The 19,770-nt window shown below is 73.3% G+C and carries 18 protein-coding genes and 1 pseudogene; 13 read left to right on the plus strand and 6 right to left on the minus strand.

Annotation, left to right across the window (positions count from 1 at the left end):
• Together ACIQ8B_RS27975 and ACIQ8B_RS27980 are read left to right on the plus strand one after the other, a co-directional pair.
• Window positions 1-1,248 (plus strand): stealth family protein (locus ACIQ8B_RS27975; RefSeq protein WP_403550594.1); only part of this gene is annotated, 1,248 nt, incomplete at its 5' end.
• Window positions 1,249-1,674: 426 nt separating this feature from the next.
• Window positions 1,675-3,240 carry a phosphodiester glycosidase family protein gene (locus tag ACIQ8B_RS27980; RefSeq protein ID WP_403550699.1) on the plus strand — a complete coding sequence of 522 codons (1,566 nt, stop codon included), beginning with the start codon at window positions 1,675-1,677 and terminating at the stop codon, window positions 3,238-3,240.
• 19 nt (window positions 3,241-3,259) lie between these two features.
• Here ACIQ8B_RS27980 and ACIQ8B_RS27985 read toward each other — a convergent pair whose 3' ends face one another.
• Window positions 3,260-5,392: a hypothetical protein gene (locus ACIQ8B_RS27985; RefSeq protein ID WP_403550596.1), complete on the minus strand. Its 2,133-nt coding sequence runs from the start codon at window positions 5,390-5,392 to the stop codon at window positions 3,260-3,262.
• Window positions 5,393-5,669: 277 nt separating this feature from the next.
• Here ACIQ8B_RS27985 and proB point away from each other — a divergent pair, with 277 nt between their 5' ends.
• From proB to ACIQ8B_RS28015, 6 genes and pseudogenes are all read left to right on the plus strand, one after another.
• Window positions 5,670-6,776 carry a glutamate 5-kinase gene (gene proB, locus ACIQ8B_RS27990; RefSeq protein ID WP_106414251.1) on the plus strand — a complete coding sequence of 369 codons (1,107 nt, stop codon included), beginning with the start codon at window positions 5,670-5,672 and terminating at the stop codon, window positions 6,774-6,776.
• Between the two features lie 139 nt (window positions 6,777-6,915).
• Entirely contained in the window at window positions 6,916-7,377 is a 462-nt protein-coding gene (locus tag ACIQ8B_RS27995; protein ID WP_403550701.1) for a hypothetical protein, read from the plus strand.
• A 105-nt stretch (window positions 7,378-7,482) separates the two neighbouring features.
• Complete coding sequence (locus tag ACIQ8B_RS28000) at window positions 7,483-8,769, plus strand: glutamate-5-semialdehyde dehydrogenase (RefSeq protein WP_106414253.1); 1,287 nt, start codon at window positions 7,483-7,485, stop codon at window positions 8,767-8,769.
• Between the two features lie 74 nt (window positions 8,770-8,843).
• Window positions 8,844-9,422, plus strand: coding sequence for a hypothetical protein (locus ACIQ8B_RS28005; RefSeq protein ID WP_403550598.1), 579 nt, complete (start codon window positions 8,844-8,846; stop codon window positions 9,420-9,422).
• A gap of 87 nt (window positions 9,423-9,509) precedes the next feature.
• Window positions 9,510-10,577 carry a hypothetical protein gene (locus ACIQ8B_RS28010; protein WP_403550600.1) on the plus strand — a complete coding sequence of 356 codons (1,068 nt, stop codon included), beginning with the start codon at window positions 9,510-9,512 and terminating at the stop codon, window positions 10,575-10,577.
• Window positions 10,578-10,725: 148 nt separating this feature from the next.
• Window positions 10,726-11,439: pseudogene (locus tag ACIQ8B_RS28015) on the plus strand (DUF4158 domain-containing protein); the annotation flags it as partial.
• A 32-nt stretch (window positions 11,440-11,471) separates the two neighbouring features.
• Here ACIQ8B_RS28015 and ACIQ8B_RS28020 read toward each other — a convergent pair.
• Genes ACIQ8B_RS28020 through ACIQ8B_RS28035 form a run of 4 tightly spaced genes read right to left on the minus strand, consistent with a single transcriptional unit; the run spans window position 11,472 to window position 13,663 of the window.
• A complete protein-coding gene (locus tag ACIQ8B_RS28020; protein WP_290010579.1) occupies window positions 11,472-12,209 on the minus strand; it encodes an SDR family NAD(P)-dependent oxidoreductase in 738 nt (245 codons plus the stop codon).
• 43 nt (window positions 12,210-12,252) lie between these two features.
• Window positions 12,253-12,894 (minus strand): class I SAM-dependent methyltransferase, encoded by a 642-nt coding sequence (locus ACIQ8B_RS28025; protein ID WP_403550602.1) that lies wholly within the window; start codon window positions 12,892-12,894, stop codon window positions 12,253-12,255.
• Window positions 12,895-12,932: 38 nt separating this feature from the next.
• Window positions 12,933-13,169: a hypothetical protein gene (locus ACIQ8B_RS28030; RefSeq protein WP_403550604.1), complete on the minus strand. Its 237-nt coding sequence runs from the start codon at window positions 13,167-13,169 to the stop codon at window positions 12,933-12,935.
• Window positions 13,170-13,171: 2 nt separating this feature from the next.
• Complete coding sequence (locus ACIQ8B_RS28035) at window positions 13,172-13,663, minus strand: hypothetical protein (RefSeq protein WP_403550606.1); 492 nt, start codon at window positions 13,661-13,663, stop codon at window positions 13,172-13,174.
• 105 nt (window positions 13,664-13,768) lie between these two features.
• Between ACIQ8B_RS28035 and ACIQ8B_RS28040 the strand changes: the two genes are divergently transcribed.
• Window positions 13,769-14,353 carry a helix-turn-helix domain-containing protein gene (locus tag ACIQ8B_RS28040; protein ID WP_403550608.1) on the plus strand — a complete coding sequence of 195 codons (585 nt, stop codon included), beginning with the start codon at window positions 13,769-13,771 and terminating at the stop codon, window positions 14,351-14,353.
• Window positions 14,354-14,544: 191 nt separating this feature from the next.
• A complete protein-coding gene (locus tag ACIQ8B_RS28045) occupies window positions 14,545-15,474 on the plus strand; it encodes a recombinase family protein (RefSeq protein ID WP_403550610.1) in 930 nt (309 codons plus the stop codon).
• A 246-nt stretch (window positions 15,475-15,720) separates the two neighbouring features.
• Here the strand turns inward: ACIQ8B_RS28045 and ACIQ8B_RS28050 are convergent, their stop codons facing one another.
• On the minus strand, window positions 15,721-16,827 hold the full coding sequence (locus tag ACIQ8B_RS28050) for a M48 family metallopeptidase (RefSeq protein WP_290010587.1): 1,107 nt from the start codon (window positions 16,825-16,827) through the stop codon (window positions 15,721-15,723).
• 283 nt (window positions 16,828-17,110) lie between these two features.
• On the opposite strand from ACIQ8B_RS28050, the gene ACIQ8B_RS28055 reads away from it, so the two are divergent.
• From ACIQ8B_RS28055 to ACIQ8B_RS28065, 3 genes are all read left to right on the plus strand, one after another.
• On the plus strand, window positions 17,111-17,275 hold the full coding sequence (locus ACIQ8B_RS28055; protein WP_198602559.1) for a hypothetical protein: 165 nt from the start codon (window positions 17,111-17,113) through the stop codon (window positions 17,273-17,275).
• Between the two features lie 70 nt (window positions 17,276-17,345).
• A complete protein-coding gene (gene nadD / locus ACIQ8B_RS28060) occupies window positions 17,346-17,984 on the plus strand; it encodes a nicotinate-nucleotide adenylyltransferase (protein ID WP_106414259.1) in 639 nt (212 codons plus the stop codon).
• A 16-nt stretch (window positions 17,985-18,000) separates the two neighbouring features.
• Complete coding sequence (locus ACIQ8B_RS28065; protein WP_403550612.1) at window positions 18,001-19,743, plus strand: LytR C-terminal domain-containing protein; 1,743 nt, start codon at window positions 18,001-18,003, stop codon at window positions 19,741-19,743.
• Window positions 19,744-19,770 lie beyond the last annotated feature (27 nt).

Here is a 19,770-nt window from a genome sequence, read left to right on the forward strand (position 1 = left end):
ATGCGGTTCGGTGTGGTGCGTCTGGGTCCTGCGGGTCAGGTTCTGGGTGGTCCGCAGCTGGGCTGTGACGTGGAGTTCTGGCGGGACGGTGCGGAGCTGCTGGCGGGTCCGCAGGCGGAGGCGGAGCTGGCGCGTGTGTCGCCGCAGGCCTCGGCCGATGTGCTGGCCGACTCCCTCGTCGCCCCCCGCCGCAACCGCGTCGCCGACGTGCTGCCGACCGCGGAGCAGCAGCCCGCGAAGGTCACGGTCGCCGGACGGGTCCACCCCACCTTCGCGCCGTTCACGGTGACCACGGTGGAGGACGTGACGTTCCCCATCGACGTCGTCTACACCTGGGTCGACGGCCAGGACCCCGAGCTGCGCGCCAAGCGCCAGAAGTACAGGAGCGAGGGGGACGCCGGCATCGCGGCCCGCGAGGTGGGCGAGTCCCGGTACACCAGCCACGACGAGCTGAAGTACTCGCTGCGGTCGCTGGAGATGTACGCCGGCTTCGTGCGGCACGTGTACATCGTCACCGACGGCCAGACCCCCGAGTGGCTGGACCCGGACGCGCCGGGTGTCACCGTGGTGGACCACAAGGACATCTTCCCCGAGGGTGTCCTGCCGGTGTTCAACTCGCACGCGATCGAGACGCGGCTGCACCACATCCCGGGCCTGTCGGACCACTACCTGTACTTCAACGACGACGTGTTCGTCGGCCGCAGCGTCACCCCGCAGCACTTCTTCCACGCCAACGGCATCGCCCGCCTGCCCTTCTCCTCGTACCAGATCGGCGCCGGCGCCCCGCACCCGCAGGCCTCCGCCCCCAATTCGGCCGGGCGGAACGTGCGCCGGCTGCTGGAGGAGACCTACGGGGTGTCCATCACCCACAAGTTCCTGCACACCCCGCACCCGCAGCGCCGGGACGTGCTGAACGACCTGGAGCGGGACTTCCCGGACGCGATCGGGCGGACCATGCGGTCGCGGTTCCGGTCCATCGAGGACGTGGCGCCGGCCACCTCCTTCCACCACCACCTGGCGCTGCTCACCGGCCGCGCCGTCCCGGGGAAGTTCACGTACCGCTACGTCGACGTCGGCAAGGCCCACCTGGAGGAGCGGGTCGAGTCCCTCAAGGCGCGGCGCGGCTACGACTTCTTCTGCCTGAACGACGTGGACACCGCCCCCGAGCGGCGGGAGTACGTGCGCTCCTACGTCCGCGACTTCCTGGAGTGGTACTTCCCGTACCCGAGCTCCTTCGAGCGCGCCTGAGGGCGACGTCCCCACTTCGGGCGGATCCGGTGTGTTCTCGTGCGGCGGCCCGCCGCACCCTTCCGGCCGGGTCCGCGCACTCCCCGGTGCGACGTGGTCCGCGAGGCCGAAGGGCCTGAGACGCCGGCCGTTCTCGCCGCCCCCGCCAGGTGCCGGAGCCGCGGCGGGGACGGCTGCGCCACCCCCGCCGCACGACTGACACGAGTCACTCATATGATCTTGGCTCCGTCGCGAAACCTTCACGTTCTCGTCATGTGGAGAAGTGCTGCCCGGATCCCTTCGGTGGCGGCCGTCTTTCACCGTTGTCGCGTCGACCGTGTGCGGTCGAAAGGGCGCGGTCCCCCATTCGTTCCTTTTCTCCGGTTGGTGCAGATGATCAAGAGACTGTGCGGCGCGGGCGTCGCCATGGCCGTCGGCGTCGTCGTCATGGTGAACGTGCCGTCCCTGCAGGCGTCCTCTGCCGCGAAGCAGGGGGAGAACGCCCTGCCGCTGGGCCCCGCCGGTCTGAAGGAGACCCGCACCACGCGGACCGTGCAGCCCGGCGTCACCCTCACCCGCATCGTCCGCGGTGCCAAGGACCCGGCGCTTCGCTGGACGGTCGAGGTCGCCGTTCCGGGAGGTGACACCTCACCCGACCCCGACGCGCCGCTGACCGTCCTGAAGGACCGGCCGAGCGCCACCGAGTGGGCGGCCGACCTGGAGCTGGACGGTTTCCGGGCCCGGGCCGAGCAGGTGACGACACCGAAGGCGGCCGATTACGCCGGAGGCACGCTGGGATGGCGGGTCCGCGTCGGATCGTTCGACTCGCGGTCCGCCGCGACGTCCGAGCGTGCACGGCTGAAGGCAGCCGGGTACGCGGGGACCGTCGTGTACACGGGCTGGGACGGTGACGCCGCGGCCGGAGGCCCGTGGCGCGTCGACGTGCTCACCATCGACCCGAGCCGGTTCCGCGGGAGTCTCCGGGCGTCGTACGGCCCGGACCTGGAGAACAGCGAGACGACCAGCGAGCTGGCGGACGAGGCCGGCGCCGTCGCGGCGGTCAACGCCGGGTTCTTCGTCTTCGATCCCGACGCGGGCGCGCCCGGGGACCCCGCCGGCACGGGCGTGTACGACGGGCGCCTGCTGAGCGAGCCGGTGAGCGGGCGTCCCAGTCTGGTGGTCCACGACGACGGGCGGCGGACGGAGATCACCCGGTACACGTGGGAGGGGCGTGTCGTCGGCGGGGACGCCTCGCTGCGTCTGAGCGGCCTCAACCGGGTTCCGGGTCTGATCCGGAACTGCGGCGGATCCGTGGGCGACGCCCCGACCTCCCGGCCGCTGCACGACGTGACCTGCACCAACGCCGACGAACTCGTCGCCTTCACGTCCGACTACGGGCAGCGCACCCCGGAGGGCGAAGGGCTCGAAGCCGTGCTGGACGCCCGGGACCGGGTCGTCGAACTGCGCTCACCGCGCGGCGGACCGCTCCCGTCGGGCGGCAGCTCGATCCAGGCGACCGGGCGCCGCGTCAGCGAGCTGTCGGGCCTCGCGGGGATCGGTGAGAGCCTGAGCCTGAGGACGACCCTGCTGGACCCGCGCGGGCGCCGGGTCTCGCCCTCCCCCGGGACCGACGTCCTGAACGCCGGCCCGGAACTCGTCCGCGACGGACGGCTCCACATCACCCCCGCCGCCGACGGCATGGTGCGCCGGGACGACCCGAGCTTCTACTACGGCTGGGCGCACAAGCGCAATCCGCGCACGCTGGCCGGGGTGGACGCGGCCGGCCGCACCGTGCTGGTCACCGCCCACGGACGCAGCACCGACGCCCTCGGGCTCAGCATCGGCGAGAGCGCCGAGGTCGCCAAGACGCTCGGGCTGCGCGACGCGGTCAGCCTCGACGGCGGCGGCTCGACCACGATGGTGGTCGACGGCGCGGTGCTCACCGTGCCGTCCGACCCCACCGACGAACGCCCCGTCGGCGACGCCCTGCTGATCCTGCCCCGCAGGGACTGACCCGCCGGCCGACGCGTCGCTAGGCCGGCTGCCCGGGCCGCTGTGGCGCGGACCTGGCAGGCGGCGTGCGCCGCGCGGGCGCCGAGGGCGCCTGTCGTGGACCGGGGACTTCCGCGGCCGCCCGCCCGGTCATCCGTGCCCTGTGCCCGGCCGCCGCGCACAGGGCGCGTACGGCCCCGGCGAAGCGTTCCTGGGACGAGGGCTCGGCCGGGCCCAGCAGTTCCCGTCTCAGGTCCGCGCGCGCCTGCGCCAGACCGTCCTTCTCCGGATGCCGGACCGCTTCCAGCAGGGCCGGCACCCCCGTCGCGTCCGGGGTCAGGACGGTCGCCGCCGTCACCGTCGGGAAGGCCGCGCGGAACGCGGCCTCGGACATCCCGCCCGTGTTGGCCACCGCGTACGGCTTGCCGCTCGCCAGGAAGTCGCTGATCACGCTCGACACGTCGCTGATCAGCAGGTCGGCGACGTTGAAGCAGGAGTACAGCGAGGGGCGGACGTCGACGACGACCTGGTGCTCCCACTCCGGCAGCGACGCCCAGTACGCCGCCTCCCAGGCCGCCGTCGCCCGCGCCACGGCCTCCGCGCGGCCCGGCGGGGGAGCGGACTGGACGAGCATCCGCTCGGCCTGGTCGGCGCCCTCCCGGAACTCCGCGGCGGTCAGCCGGGTCAGCTCGGCGGTGCGGGCGGCCAGTTCCTTCGACGGGGCGGGGCGCGGGCCGGAGCGGGCCCGGTTGGCCGCGCGGATCAGCTCCCGGACACGGCGGTCCGCGGCGCCTGCCCGCGGGTCCACCGAGCCGGTCAGCGGGTGCGGCTTGTACAGCAGACGCACCCCCGGGTCCGCGAGCAGCGCCCGCACCAGGTTCTCGCCGGCCGCGATCACCGAGGTGTTGCCCGGGTCGCCGTCCCAGCCCTCCCAGGTCGGCGCGTACAGCACGGTGGTGTACGCGCCCGTGGGCGGCCCCGCGTACGGCCGCACCGCGTCCAGCTGCGGGCGGCCGATCTCCACCACGTCCTTGTCCTCGACCCCCACCTCGGCCAGCGCGTACCGCTCGCGCGCCGCCGGACCCGCGACCCACACCTCGTCGTACGCCTTCGCGTACGGGTTGCACGAGGACAGCTTGTCGCTCTCCCCGTGGTTGACGAAGGCGTGCTTGATGGTGGGGATGCGCAGCACCTGCGAGGTCTTGCCCGAGTTGGACGGGTGGATGAGCACCTGGAGCGTGGAGTGCTCCAGGCGCATCAGGGTGGGCACCTTCGGCAGGCACACGATCGGGATGTCGGTCGCCGGGATCCGCGACACCATGGACCGCTCGCGCAGCACGATGAGCGGCCGGCCGTCGAGCCGGGCCAGCGGCTCCAGCCACATCCCCGCCTGGTAGACGGAGGACGGCCCGCCGGAGAAGTACAGCCCCACCGTGGGCCGGTACTCGGCCAGCCACGCGTCGAACCAGGCGAGCACCTCCTGCTCGCCCGCCGGCCGCCGCCCCGGCAGCAGCCGCAGCGACAACGTCACCAGCCCGCCCAGCGCGAACGCCAGCGACAGCACGATCCCGGCCGCCGCGCACCGCGTGTCGTCCGTCACCGCCGTCGCCGTCAGCCCGGCCGTCGCGGGCAGCCCGAACACCAGCAGCCGGTGCCCGGGGCGGCGCAGCAGCGCGGGCGGGGCGGGGGTGAGGCGCAGCGCGGAGGCGTCGATGTTGCGGGTCACCACGGGCAGGGTGCGGGTGCGGCGCACCAGCACCGACACCGCCTGGATGGCGCAGTGCAGGGCGTAGCAGAGCAGCAGACCGGCGAGCAGCGGCGCGTACTGCGTCTCACGGTGCTGCTCGCCGAGCCGCAGCAGGCCCACCAGCAGCAACAGGTCGCGCAGCACATGGCGGACGGTGACGTCCGCGTGCGCCTTGGCGAACAGCGCCGGCACGCCCCGCTGCCAGCGGTACAGCACGCCCTCGACGGTCAGCGAGAGGGCGGTGGCGGCCAGCAGCAGCGGCACGTGCGGGGCCAGCGCCGCCACGGCCTGCGCCGCATAGGCGCCGGCCAGGACGGACGCCGTCAGCACCGTGGTGAGCGCGGGGCGGCCGGGCAGGCGGGGCAGCGGGAGTCGGGGCCGGCGGATTCCCGCCCGGAACCGCCGACGGGACGTGGGTCGGGACACTGCGGTCGCTCCAGGGTCGTGAGGGACGTGCGCTGGGGTTAACGGCCGGCGCCCTCCGGACGACACGCGTGTGACGCGCGGTCCTCGGCCCGGTGCCGTCGCCCAGGTGCCCGCACGCCGGGTCGCACGGACGGGGTACGGCGTTGCGTGCCCGGAGCGGCCGTGTCCGGGGGCTGGACCGCCGAGCGTCCTTCGGTGCGCTTCGCGTAGATTGCCTGGCGGGCGAAACGATCGATCTGAGGGGAGCGACGGCAAGGTGGCAGGGGCACGGCAGGCCGTGGGCGAGGCGCGCAGGATCGTCGTCAAGGTCGGCTCCTCGTCGCTGACCACCGCGGCGGGCGGACTGGACGCCGACCGCGTGGACGCGCTCGTGGACGTCCTGGCCAAGACCAGGAGCGGCGGGGAGCGGGAGGTCGTCCTCGTCTCCTCGGGCGCCATCGCCGCCGGACTCGCCCCGCTGGGACTGCGCCGCCGCCCCCGCGACCTGGCCCGCCAGCAGGCCGCCGCCAGCGTCGGCCAGGGCCTCCTGGTCGCCCGCTACACCGCCTCCTTCGCCCGCTACGGCGTCCGCGTCGGCCAGGTGCTGCTGACCAGCGACGACATGAGCCGCCGCGCCCACCACCGCAACGCCTCCCGCACCCTGGACAAGCTGCTCGCGATGGGCGCCCTCCCGGTCGTCAACGAGAACGACACGGTGGCCACCGACGAGATCCGCTTCGGCGACAACGACCGCCTCGCCGCCCTCGTCGCCCACCTGGTCCACGCCGACCTGCTGGTGCTGCTGTCCGACGTGGACGGCGTCTACGACGGCGACCCGTCCCGCCCCGGCACCTCACGGATCGCCGAGGTCAGGGGCCCCGAGGACCTCGCCCACGTGGAGATCGGCAGCGCCGGCAAGGCGGGCGTCGGCACCGGCGGCATGGTCACCAAGGTCGAGGCCGCCCGGATCGCCGCCGCCGCGGGCATCCAGGTGGTGCTGACCAGCGCGGTCCACGCGGCCGAGGCGCTCGGCGGCGGCGACACCGGCACCTACTTCCACCCCACCGGACGCCGCTCCGCCGACCGGCTGCTGTGGCTCCAGCACGCCTCCACCCCGCAGGGCTCGCTCACCCTGGACGACGGCGCGGTGCGCGCGGTCGTCCAGGGCCGCAAGTCACTGCTGCCGGCCGGCATCGCGGGCGTCGAGGGCGACTTCAGCGCGGGCGACCCGGTGGAGCTGCGGGACCGGGAGGGACGCGCGGTGGCCCGCGGGCTCGTCAACTTCGACGCCAAGGAGATCCCCCTCCTGGTGGGCCGCTCCACCCGCGAACTCGCCCGGGAACTCGGCCCCGGGTACGAACGCGAGGTCGTACACAGGGACGATCTCGTGGTCCTGCATCCGTAATGCACCGGAACGTCGGCCCTCGGTGGTGGACGTTCCGCGAAACCGCCCCGCGAACCGCGACGGCCTGCTCCACTTTGTCACAGGGACACATTCCGCCCGGCCGGGCGGTCCGCGTGTGAAGGAGGCCGTCGTGAGACGAGTGCGCCCTGGGACACCGGTGTCCCGCGGTGGTCGCGGTCCCCGGGCGGCGGGCGAGGAACGCGCCCTGACCAGCGTCGCGGCCGGGGACCGGCACCGGGGCGGCGAGGCGCGCGACCTGCCCCGCCTGTGGCACGTCACGCTCAGCGTGTCCGGTGCGCCCGCGCCGGTCGCGGAGGTCCGGCGGGCGCTGGAGCAGCTCGCCCACGACCATCCCTTCCTGCTGACCAGCCGCTACGCCGGCGACCACGCGGAGATCCGCTACTGGGAGGAGGCCCGCGACCTGCACGACGCGGCCGCGGTGGCGCTGCGCCTGTGGGGGGAGCACCGGCGGACCGCGGGGCTGCCGCCGTGGGAGATCGTGGGCCTGGAGGTCATCGACCGGGCCACCTATCGCCAGCGGGTCGCCGCCGGACACGGGCCGGTGCCGGCCACCCCGGTCGGGGTGCACCCCTTCCCGTAGCGTCGGGCGCCCCACCGGTCACATCCGTTATGGCGGTGAATGTCCCTGTCTCGGGGTGTGGGACGAACGCCTCCGCGGCGCGCCGCGCGCACTACGCTTCCTTCCATGACCACGCTCTCGCCGTTCGACTCCATGTCCCCGGTCAGCCAGGCCGCCTACCGCGCCAAGGGCGCCGCCGCCACCCTCGCGCCGCTGCCGCGCGCCGCCAAGGACGACGCGCTGCTCGCCATCGCGGACGCGCTGGAGGTCCGCACGAGCGAGATCGTCGAGGCCAACGCCCAGGACGTGGCGAAGGCACGCGAGGCCGGCACCAGCGAGGGCATGATCGACCGGCTCACCCTCACCCCGGAGCGGGTCCGCGCCATCGCCGCCGACGTGCGCGACGTGGCCGCGCTGCCCGACCCGGTCGGCGAGGTCGTCCGCGGCTCGAGCCTGCCCAACGGCATCGACCTGCGCCAGGTCCGGGTGCCGCTCGGCGTCGTCGGCATCATCTACGAGGGCCGGCCCAACGTGACGGTCGACGCCGCCGCCCTCTGCCTGAAGTCGGGCAACGCGGTCCTGCTGCGCGGCTCCTCCTCCGCCTACCGCTCCAACACCGCGCTGGTGCGGGTGCTGCGCGACGCCGTGCACGGCGCGGGCCTGCCCGCCGACGCCGTCCAGATGGTGCCCGGGGAGAGCCGGGACAGCGTGCGCGAGCTGATGCGCGCCCGCGGCCTGGTCGACGTGCTGATCCCGCGCGGCGGCGCCTCGCTGATCAACACCGTCGTGCAGGAGTCCACCGTCCCCGTCATCGAGACCGGCACCGGCAACTGCCACGTCTACGTCGACGCCCGGGCCGACATCGACATGGCCGTCGAGATCCTGGTGAACTCCAAGGCACAGCGGGTCGGCGTGTGCAACGCCGCCGAGACGCTGCTGGTGCACCAGGACATCGCCGCCGAGTTCCTGCCCCGCGCGCTGGACGCCCTCGCCGACGCCGGGGTCACCGTGCACGCCGACGAGCGCGTGATGGCGTACGCCAAGGACTCCCGTGCCACCGTCGTGGAGGCCACCACGGAGGACTGGGAGACCGAGTACCTCTCCCACGACATCGCCGCCGCCGTGGTCGACTCCCTGGACCGGGCGGTCGAGCACATCCGGCTGTGGACCTCCGGCCACACCGAGGCCATCGTCACCAGCTCCCAGCAGGCCGCCCGCCGGTTCACCCAGCTGGTGGACTCCACCACGGTCGCGGTGAACGCCTCCACCCGGTTCACCGACGGCGGCCAGTTCGGCTTCGGCGCGGAGATCGGCATCTCCACGCAGAAGCTGCACGCCCGCGGTCCGATGGGTCTGCCCGAGCTGACCAGCACGAAGTACATCGTCACCGGCGACGGCCACACCCGGCGCTGACCGGCGCGCCCCGCGGGGACGCCTCCGCGGGCGGTGTCCGGTGGACGGACGAATTTCCGTACCGTCTGCCCAAAATGACCCCCCGGGTCTACTCTGGATCCGTGCCGGAGGACGTGGGGGGCACGCCGTTCCCGGACGGCTGGAAGCCCGACGACGACCACGACCGCGGGGTGTCGGACGAAGAGTTCGCCTCCGTGGTCCTCGACGAGGCCTTCGTCCAGGCGGCCGCGGTGCACGAGCCGACCGCCGTGGAGCGCCTCCTGGCCGCCGCGCAGGCCAGAGCCGAGGCCGCCGAGGCCGAGGCCCACCGCGCCCGCGCCCGGCGGCACGACGACGCCCACGGCGGCTACCGGGGCGCCGGCGGCCACCGCCCCGACGACGAGGACGCCGACGTCCTGGAGTCCGACCACGGCTCCCCCTACGGCCGACAGGTCCGCTGGCACCGGCCGGTCGCCTGGATGCTGACCCTGCTGATGGGTGTCGGCATGGTCGCGCTCGCCTTCTCCGCGGTCTACCGGGGCGGCTCCGCGCAGCGCCAGGACCCCGCCCCGCCGCCGGCCACCACCGGGGTCGGCCAGGGCGCCGCCGAGCCCTCCGCGTCGGCCGACCACTCCCGGCCGGCCGTCCCGGTGCTCCCCACCGGCGGCCCCTGAGAGCGGCCCGCGGCGTGGCGGGAACCCGCCACGGGCCGGATCGCCGGCGGGCGTTTACCGGCACCCCGCCGGACCTACCCTGAAGGTATGGGAGAGCCTTCGGACCCGCCCGAGGGGACGCCCGGGGGAGACGGCGAGGACGAGTACCGGTCCGTCGTCTTCGACGAGACCTTCGTGCGCGCTGCACGGCTCCAGGAGTTCTCCGCGCAGGAGCGCATCACCGACCACACGCCCGCCGTGCGGCGCCTCCCGCCGGCCCGCCGCGGCGGGCTGTCCCGGCAGGCCCTCGTGCTGGTCCTGCTGATCGCCGTGGCCTTCGGCACCGCCGTCTACATGGGCGTACGCCACCCCTACCGGACACCCGTCGCCGAGCGGCCCGCCGAGCCCCTGCGGATGACCGTCGTGCCCCTCGCCCCCGAGGACCCGGTGCCCGGCGCCCGCGACGTGGAGCGGCTGTACGCGCACAGTCCCGCCGCGCGGTTCCGCCCCGGAGCCGAGGGCGTGCCCCTCCCGCCGACCCGGCGCACCGCGCACTTCTCCGACGACCAGGTCGTGTCCGCCCTGCTCACCGCGAGGGACTACGTCGTACGGTCCGCCCTCGACCCGGCCGTGGTCACCGGCGGCGAGACACGGACCGTGCGGGTGCTGCTCGACTCCCGCCAGCGGGAGCAGTTCGACGAGAGCGTCGACCGGCCCGCCGCCGACGGACGGCACGCGGTCACCGGATGGCTGGTCCGCTTCGACCCCACCCGGGTCGAACTGGCAGACCCGTACATCCGGGTCCGGGGCACCCTCCAGGCCGCCGAGGCCGACTCCGGGACGCTGGAGGTCACCACCGACCACACCGTCGTCTACGCGCTGCGGCCGGCCGACGCGGGCCGGGACGCGGAGGCGTCGCTGTTCACCGTCCGCCGCGAGCTGCGGTTCCGCTTCGACCGCGAGGACCTGCGGCTGCACCGGGCGGAACTGGTCCTCTCCCACGTCCAGGCAGGCCCCCAGTCCTGCGCCCTGGACCCGGCCCCCCGCCTCCACCCCCTCCTCGCCGGCCAACGCGCCGACCGCACGACCCCGCCCGGCACCGACCCCTACGCCCCCGGCACCACGGTTCCGGCGCTCTGCGGCACGCTCTCCCGGGCGGCCCAGCCACAGCTGTGAGCGGAGGGCGGGGCGCCGGCCTCGGGGAACATCGGTACAGCGGTGAACGCTAAGCCGGTGATCATGGCGTCCAGCACAGGTGGCAGGCTCGGCGGCGGGATTCGGTGGAAGATCCCTGACGGCTGCGGGCGCCGGTAGCTTCACGCTCATGCCAGTGGAGTTCCCGACCGATGAGCAGGCGGCGTCGTACGGCAAGTTCAACGAGGAGCCGGCCCGGCCGGAGCTGGAGCGGTTCTTCTTCTTGGACGACGAGGACCGCAAGCTGATCGCGAGGCGGCGCGGGGACCACAGTCGGCTCGGGTTCGCTCTCCAGATGTGCACGGTGCGCCACATCGGCCGCTTCCTCCCGGATGACCCGCTCGACGTGCCGTGGGTCGTGGTCGAGCACCTGGCCGCGCAGCTCGGCATCGAGGACATCTCGTGTGTGGAGCGGTACACCGAACGCAAGCCGACGGCGTACGAGCACGCGTGGGAGATCCGGGACGCCTACGAGTACCGCGAGTACGAGGACGCGGAGTGGGCGCGCCGGTTCCGTACCTTCCTGCACGGGCGGGCGTGGACGCACGCCGAGGGGCCGGTGGCGCTGTTCAACCAGGCGGTGGGCTGGCTGCGCCGGCACCGGGTGCTGCTGCCCGGGGTGAGCGTGTTGGCCCGGCAGGTGCCGGAGGCCCGGAAGGGCGCGGAGAAGCGGCTGCACGCCACCGTCGCGGGCGCCGCCCGCCGCGCCGACCCGGCGCTGCCCGGGGAACCGGTGGCGACGCTCAGGACGCCGGAGGGCTCGCGGTTCCCGGAGCTGGAGCGGCCGCGCCGGCCGCCGACGCGGACGACCGGGACGGCGTTCGCCCGCGCGCTGGAGCGGGTGGTGACGTGCCTTCCTCGGCGGTCGCATGCCGATCAGCCGAGGGCGGGTCGGCCGCCCATCGCGCTGAGTGTGGCGCCGTTGACGTAGCTGGCATCGGGGGAGGCCATGAAGGCGATGGCTCCGGCGATTTCCTCGGGGTCGGCGAGACGCTGGAGAGCGACGGCCTGTCCTGCGGATTCGAAGGCGTCGCCGTAGGCGGCGGTGCCCTCCGTGCGGGTGGGACCGGCGGCGACGGCGTTGACGCGGACTCCGGCGGGGCCGTACTCGGCGGCCCAGACGCGGGTGAGGGATTCCAGGGCGGCTTTGGTGGCTCCGTAGATGCCGCTGCCGAGGCCGGGGGTGTCGGCAGCGCCGCTGCTGACGTTGATGATGGCGCCGTGTCCGCGTTCGGTCATGCCGGGGGCGAGGGCCTGGACGAGGAGGTAGGGGGCGCGGAGGTTGACGGCGATGTGGGCGTCGAAGGTGGCGGGGGTGGTGTCGACGGTGCGGGCGAAGTGGAAGACCCCCGCGTTGTTGACCAGGATGTCGACTTCTCCGGCCCGGTCGGCCAAGGCGGTGACCTGTGCGGGATCAGTCAGGTCGGCGGGCTCGAAGCGGGCTTTGGCGCCGAGGGCTTCGATACGCTGGAGGGTGTCGGCGGCGCGCTGCTCGTTGCGGCCGTGGACGATGATGCTGGCGCCGCGGGCGGCCAGAGCCTGAGCGGTGGCCCGTCCGATGCCGGCGGTGGCGCCGGTGACCAGAGCGGTCTGCTGAGCGAGGTCGTGGTGCATGGTCGTGCTCGTTCCTGTGCGGTGTCGGCTGTTCGCGGGCGGGCTAATGGGTGCGCTGGGCGGTCAGGACGGTGTCGTGGATGGTGACCTGTCGACCGTCGGGTGTGGTGGCGGTGCGGGGGCGGGCGGTGCGGGTGACGGGCTTCCAGGCGTGTGCGGGGAGGTCGTCGATGAGGTCGTCGGCGGTGTAGAAGATGTCGGGTTCGGGCGGGCGGGGCATGGCGGTGTCCAGGTCGCTGGGGTGGTGGCCGATGATCACCAGATGTCCGTCGCGGGCGACTCGTGAGGCGAGGGCGGCGAAGACGGCGAGGCGCAGGGGTGAGGGGAAGTGGAGGAAGGAGGCGGTGACGAGGTCGTAGCAGGGGGCGCCGTCATCGTGGGGTGTCCAGGTGCGGATGTCGGCCTTCTGCCAGGTGAGGCGGCCGGCCAGTGCGGCCGGGGTGTGGTCGGCTGCGCGGGCGAGGGCCTGGGCGGAGAAGTCGGTGCCGGTGACCTGCCAGCCTGCCTGGGCCAGCCAGAGGGCGTCGGCGCCCTCGCCGCATCCCGCCTCCAGCGCCGTACCCGGCACGAGCGCGCTTGCTGCCTCGACGAGAGCGGGGTTGGGCTGTCCGCTCCACAAGGGGTTGGGCTGGTGGTAGCGCTGGTCCCAGAACGTGGCTTCGTAGCGCGGATCGGTGTCACTCATCAGGAGTTCTCCAGGGTGTGGTCGGGGGTCCGGGGTGATCATGCGGGGGTGGTGTCGGGGGCGGGGATGCGGCGTGCCCAGAGGCCGAACAGGAGCAGGCCGGCCAGGGGGAAGGCGGCGGTCGCGAGCAGGGTCGCTCCCGGACCGCCCTCCGGGCCGCCGGTGGCGGACAGCACGCTGGCCAGGGCGGCCAGGCCCATGCCGCCGCCGAGTTGCTGCAGGCCTTGGGTGAGACTGGCGGCGGCGCCGATGTGCTCGGTGGGGGCCTGGTGCATGATCACGGCGGTGACGGGGGCGAAAGTGGCGCCAGCGCCCGCGCCAAGCAGGATCGAGGGCAGCAGCACGGTGACGATCGAGGTGTGCGCGTCGGCGTCGGCAGCCACCAGCGCCATCCGGGCGATGCCCACACCAGCCCGGCACGTCCCGTGCTGCCGCTGACGCGCTCGCCCAGGCGCGGCAGCAGCCAGGGGGTGAGCTGGTTGGTGGCGATCGTGGAGCCGACCTTCCCGCTCAGCAGAATCAGCCCGCCGAAGGCCAGCGCGTATGCGGTGACGACCCAGGACAGACCCGTGCTGGAAAAGCCCAGCTCACGACCGATGTCGGGCAGGGCCACATTCACGATCGAGGTATCCACGACGGACATCAGCTGCGTCAGCACCAAGATCACCACAGCCAGCGCCACCGGCCCACGCCGCACCGCCACCGCCGCGCCGGGCGTAGCCGCGGCCCGCGGCGCCTCCGGCACCTCGGTCCTGCTGTCGTTGCTCATCACGTCTCCATCACGTGCGGCGGACCCGATCGGCGCGCCTGAGCCCACAGTCACGCCGACCGTGCCGGAGCGCAAAGATCCTTGCTGTGGTGGCAAGGTGGAAGGATGGATGACGAGACACAGTCGACGATGGCCGCGGTCGGCCCCCGCCTCAAAGGGCTGCGCACCCAGCGCAACCTCTCCCTGACAGCCCTCGCCCAAGCCACCGGCATCTCCCTCAGCACGCTCTCGCGCCTGGAATCAGGCCGGCGCCGCCCGACCCTCGAACTGCTCCTGCCCCTGGCCCGGGAACTGCGCGTGGACATCGGCCGGCTCATCGGCGCCCCGCAGACGGGCGACCCCCGCCTGCACCTTCAGCCCGTCACCCGCCACGGCATGACCATGCTCCCGCTCACCCGACGGGCAGGCAGCCTGCAAGCCTACAAATTGATCATCTCGCCGAAGATGCGCTCGCCCGAACCCGAGCAGGCCAGCCACGAGGGCTACGAATGGATCTACGTCCTCGACGGCCGACTGCGCCTGGTCCTGGGCGACAACGACCTGATCATGGGCCCGGGCGAAGCCGCCGAATTCGACACCCGCACCCCCCACTGGTTCGGCAACGCCGACGAACACCCCGTCGAGATCCTCAGCCTCCTCGGCCACCAAGGAGAACGCGCACACCTCCGCGCCCGCACCACCCCACGATGAACCCACTGCGGCTACGCCTGCCATTCCGCCCTGTCGGCAAAGGATCGTTTGACGACAGGCGGCCGACGCGTCCGATGAACCCGTGCCATCCGGGGTTCGCGGCGGCGCACATCCAAGCAGGTCCGATGGTGATTGCTGACAGAGTTTGACGACAGACAGGGTCCGATCCTCCGTACAGAAGGGGCCCCTCGGTGGCGAACCTGGTCTGCAAGCGGGTCTCGACCGACCAGCAGCCAACCGCCCGGCAGAACCTCGTCCTCGACGAAGCCGGGATCGACGACCCGGTCGTCCTCAAGGAGGACGGCGGCACCTCCAGTCGCCTCCACCCGCTCCAGCGGCCGAAGTCCGGCGAGCTGCTCACATGCGCGCGGCCGGGCGACACCGTGCACATCTCCGGGATGTTCCGCCTCGTACGCGGCACCGGGCACATCCTCGACGTGCTCGACGTCCTCCATCGCGACCAGGTGGCGCTGCGCGTCCACGACGGCGCGTTCTCCGCGATGGACCTCACCGCCCGCCACCCGCGCACCGGAGAGCTGCTGTCCACCGTAAAGTTCACGGTGCAGACCCTGGCCGCCGCGGGCGAACTCCAGCGCGACCTCCAACGGGAGCTGACGTACGACGGGCTGCGGGCCGCCGAGGCCAAGGGCAGCAAGGGCGGGCGCCGCCCCGCCGTGGCGGCCGACAAGACCGACACCGTGCGCACCGCGTACTTGGAGGGCCGTTCGATCGCCGCCCTCGCCCGCGACCACCGGGTCAGCCGCGGCGCGATCCGCACGGCCGTCGCGGACCTCATGCCCGACCACACCGCTGCTGAGGAGAATGCCCCCGCCCCGGAGCTGTCGGTCACCCTCGACATGCCGGGCAAGGTCGCCGACTTCCTCCACGCGGCCGACCTGGAGCACGCCGGGCGGGGCGCGCTCGACCAGGGGGTCACCGTACGGCGAGGTCAGGGCTGCACCCTGCGCGTCACCGCCGTGCCCGCGGTCCACCGCCGACTTCTCGACCTCTCCCAGCCTCTCGACGGCGCCCCTGGGACCGCTGTGATCCCGGCCCAGCGCAAGGCCCGCCGCGAGTACGCGAACCGCGTCACCGCTCTCGGAGCTCCGGCCTGGCCATGATCACCGGCTTGGCGTTGACCGCTGTACCGATGTTCCCCGAGGCCGGGCGCCGGCTCAGCCGCCGCGCGCCCGCCCGACCGAGCGCCCGGAGACGCCGGCCCGCCCGGCTCTGAGCGGTCGGGGGGCGGCGGTCGAGGGGCAGTCGGCCGTCGTGCGGCGATGCGTCTCGGGCGCACGGGCGCACGGGCGCGCCTGCCCGGCCGTCGTGCCGGTGACGCGGCGCGGATCCCGCGCCGCGTCACCGGCTCACGCCTCGTCGCGCGGCGGGTTCCGGTCGTCGTCGGGGTCCGGGCGGGAGGACGGGCCCGGTTTCGGGCCGGTGAAGCCGCCGAAGCCGCGGCGGACCCGGTCGCCCAGGTCGCCCGCGCCGCCCGCGATGTCGCTGACCAGCTTCATCAGCGGGTCCTTGGAGGTCCGCACCTCGCCGGCGTAGGTGCTCGCCGACTCCCGCCAGGAGTCCCGCACCGACGCGTCCTTGTCCTCCTCGCGGCGCGGGTAGTGGCCGTCCATGATCCGCTGGTACTCGCGGGAGGCCGCCCACTTCTTCAGCTCGGCCGCCCGCACCGTGGTGAACGGGTGCGAGCGCGGCAGCACGTTCAGGATCTTCAGCACGGAGTCGCGCAGGTCCCCGCCCGACTCGTACTCCTCGGCCTGCTCCAGGAACGCGTCCACGTTCATCTCGTGCAGGTGGTTGCCGCCCGCGATCTTCATCAGGCCGCGCATCGACGCCTGGAGGTCCTGGCCGACCAGCAGCCCCGCGCGGTCCGCCGACAGCTCCGACTTGCGGAACCACTCCCGCAGCGCGGTGACGATCGCCATGATCGCCACGTTGCCCAGCGGGATCCAGGCCACCCGGACCGCGAGCGACGTCAGGAACAGCAGGACCGTCCGGTACACCGAGTGACCGGACAGCGCGTGCCCGACCTCGTGCCCGACGACCGCCCGCATCTCCTCCTCGTCGAGCAGCTCCACCAGACCCGTGGTCACCACGATGACCGGCTCGTCGAGGCCGATGCACATCGCGTTGGGGTTCGGGTCCTGGTTGACGTACATCGGCGGGACCTTCTCCAGGTCCAGGATGTAGCAGGCGTCCCGCAGCATGTCGTTGAGGTGGGCGAACTGCCGGTCCGAGACCCGTACCGAGTCGGACAGGAACAGCAGCCGCAGACTGCGCTCGGGCAGCAGCCCGCTGAGCGCCTTGAAGACCGTGTCGAACCCGCTCAGCTTCCGCAGCGCCACCAGCGCGGAACGGTCGGCGGGGTGTTCGTACGCACGCGAGGAGATTCCGGGGAAGCGCCTGCGCTGCCTGCCGGGCACCCTCTCGTGCCCGTTGTGCTGGTGGCCGTCGGACATGTATCCCCCATGTGCGTCTGAGTGACCTGTGCGGTCGCCGGTGCGGCCCTTCGCTCCCCCGTGGCGGGACCCAGCCTAGGCGGAGATTCCGTGCGCGGGCAGCAGGGACGGCCGCTCCGTGCGGCTCCACGCGGAAGGACGACCGGGCACCGGGCAACGGTTGCCTCCCCGCGCCGGACGCCGCACGCCCGCGACGGCGGAGTCGGCGTGATCGCCGTGAAGTCGCCCGCTTACGATGAGCCCACGTCTTTATCCCGCCCACACGCGATAGGTCCTGCCGAAGATGAGCTTCCCCAGCACCGCTGTCCAGATGGTCACGCTCGCCGCCGAGGGCGGAGAGCACGGCGGCAACCACCAGAGCCTCAACCCCTGGGTCACGGGAGGCGGCGCCCTGCTCGCGCTGCTGCTCCTGCTGTGGATCACCACCCGCTTCAACCGCGACCGCTGAACCGCCGGGCCCCCGCCTCCGGGGCACTGGCCGACGGAGCCCGCGGGCCGGGCCGGTAGGGTCTGCACGCATGGGAGAGCAGGACATGCCTACCGGCCCCGGCACCGGCCCGGGCGAGCGGGGCAAGCGCCGTCTGGGCGTCATGGGCGGCACTTTCGACCCGATCCACCACGGGCACCTCGTGGCGGCCAGCGAGGTGGCCGCGCAGTTCCACCTCGACGAGGTGGTCTTCGTCCCCACCGGCCAGCCGTGGCAGAAGAGCCACCGCGCGGTCTCGCCCGCCGAGGACCGTTACCTGATGACGGTCATCGCCACCGCCGAGAACCCGCAGTTCTCGGTGAGCCGCATCGACATCGACCGCGGCGGACCCACCTACACCGTGGACACCCTGCGCGACCTCGACGCGCTCAACCCGGACACGGACCTGTTCTTCATCACCGGCGCCGACGCCCTCGCCCAGATCCTGACCTGGCGCGACAGCGAGGAACTGTTCTCCCTGGCACACTTCATCGGCGTGACCCGGCCCGGCCACCACCTGACCGACGCCGGTCTGCCCGAGGGCGGTGTCTCGCTCGTGGAGGTCCCGGCCCTCGCCATCTCCTCCACGGACTGCCGTGCGAGAGTCGCCAAGGGAGACCCCGTCTGGTACCTGGTGCCGGACGGTGTCGTGCGCTACATCGCCAAGCGTCAGCTGTATCGCGGCGAGTGAGCCGAGAGGGGCACCGGTGAACGACGGATACGACGCGGGGTACGGCGACGGGGGCCCGTACGAGCTCGTCGGCTACGACGAGTACGGCCGGCCGGTCTACCGCCAGGCCGCCGGCCAGCAGACGCAGCAGGCCCAGCAGTACGACCCCTACGGGCAGCAGGCGCAGCAGGGTTACGGCTACGACCCGTACGCCGCGGGCGGCCACCAGCAGCAGTCGTACGACCCGTACGGGAACGGCGGCGCCCCCGTGTCCCCGCAGCAGCAGCCGCAGGATCCCTCCTACGGCTCCTACGACTACGACGCCTACCAGCAGCAGCCCGTCCACGACCCCTACGGACAGGGCGCCGGCACCGGACAGCAGCCCCGGGTGACCGAGCAGACGGCGTACATACCGGAGCAGTCCGGCCACTCCACGGAGCGGACCGCGCACATCCCGCAGCAGGCCGGCCCGGTGGACGACGGGCCCGACGGCTCCGAGCCGGCCCCCGAGTACCGCACCGAGCAGTTCGCCTTCGTCGAGGAGCCCGACGACGACTCCGAGGACGTCATCGACTGGCTCAAGTTCACCGAGAACCGCACCGAGCGCCGCGAGGAGGCCCGGCGCCGCGCCCGCAGCCGGATCATCGCCCTCACCGTGGTGCTCGCGCTGGTCGTCGCCGGCGGCGTCGGCTACCTCTGGTACGCCGGGAAGCTGCCCGGACTCTCCGGCTCCGGCACGGGCGCCGGCACCACCACCGCCGCGGGCGCGCAGAAGCGGGACGTGCTCGTCGTCCACCTGCACGACACCGAGAACGGCGGCACCTCCACCGCGCTGCTCGTCGACAACACCACCACCCGGCAGGGCACCACGGTGCTGCTGCCCAACTCCCTCGCCCTCACCGCCGAGGACGGCACCACCACCACGCTCGCCAAGTCCGTCGAGGACGACGGCTCCGAGGGCACCAGGGCCGCCCTCGACACCGTCCTCGGCACCGACATCGAGGGCACCTGGCGGCTGGACACCCCGTTCCTGCTCACCCTCGTCGACCTGGTCGGCAACATCGAGGTCGACACCGACACCGACGTGCCCGACCCGGACGCCAAGAAGGGCGAGGCGCCGCTGGTCAGGAAGGGCAAGGGCCAGACCCTCGGCGGCAAGGCGGCCGTCGCCTACGCCACCCACCGCGCCCCGGGCGAGGCCCAGAACGCCCAGCTGGAGCGGTTCGGCCAGGTGCTGCACGGCGTGCTGCGCAAGATGACCTCCGACCCGGACGCCGCCACGGTCACCGTCCAGACCCTCGGCCAGATCATCGAGCCGCCGCTGACCGACGCGGACCTCGGCGCCTTCCTCGCGGAGCTCTCCGACCTCGCCAAGGGCGGCGACCACCGCACGACGCTGCTCCCCGTCGAGGAGGACGGCACGCTCACCGCCGAGACGAGCGACAGCGTGGTCCAGGACGTCCTCGGCGGCACCGCCAAGAGCCCCGACCGGGACGCCGCGGTCACCGTCTCCGTGCGCAACGCCACCGGCGACAAGGACACCACCGAGAAGGCCCGCGTGGTGCTCCTCAACGGCGGCTTCACCTTCCTGGAGGGCGGCACCGCCGGCTCCGCCGAGGCCACCTCCGAGGTCGTCTACGCCGACCCCGCGGAGAAGGAGAACGCCACCGAGGTCGCCAAGACCCTGGGCCTGCCCGCCGACGCCGTCACCAAGGGCGAGATCCCCGGCAACGCGCGCGTGGCGGTGGTCCTCGGCCAGGACTACGACCCCGGCTCGTAGCGAGCAGAGGCGCACCCCGCGTCATCG

Source organism: Streptomyces sp. NPDC096105, assembly GCF_044763335.1.
Taxonomy (GTDB): Bacteria; Actinomycetota; Actinomycetes; order Streptomycetales; family Streptomycetaceae; genus Streptomyces.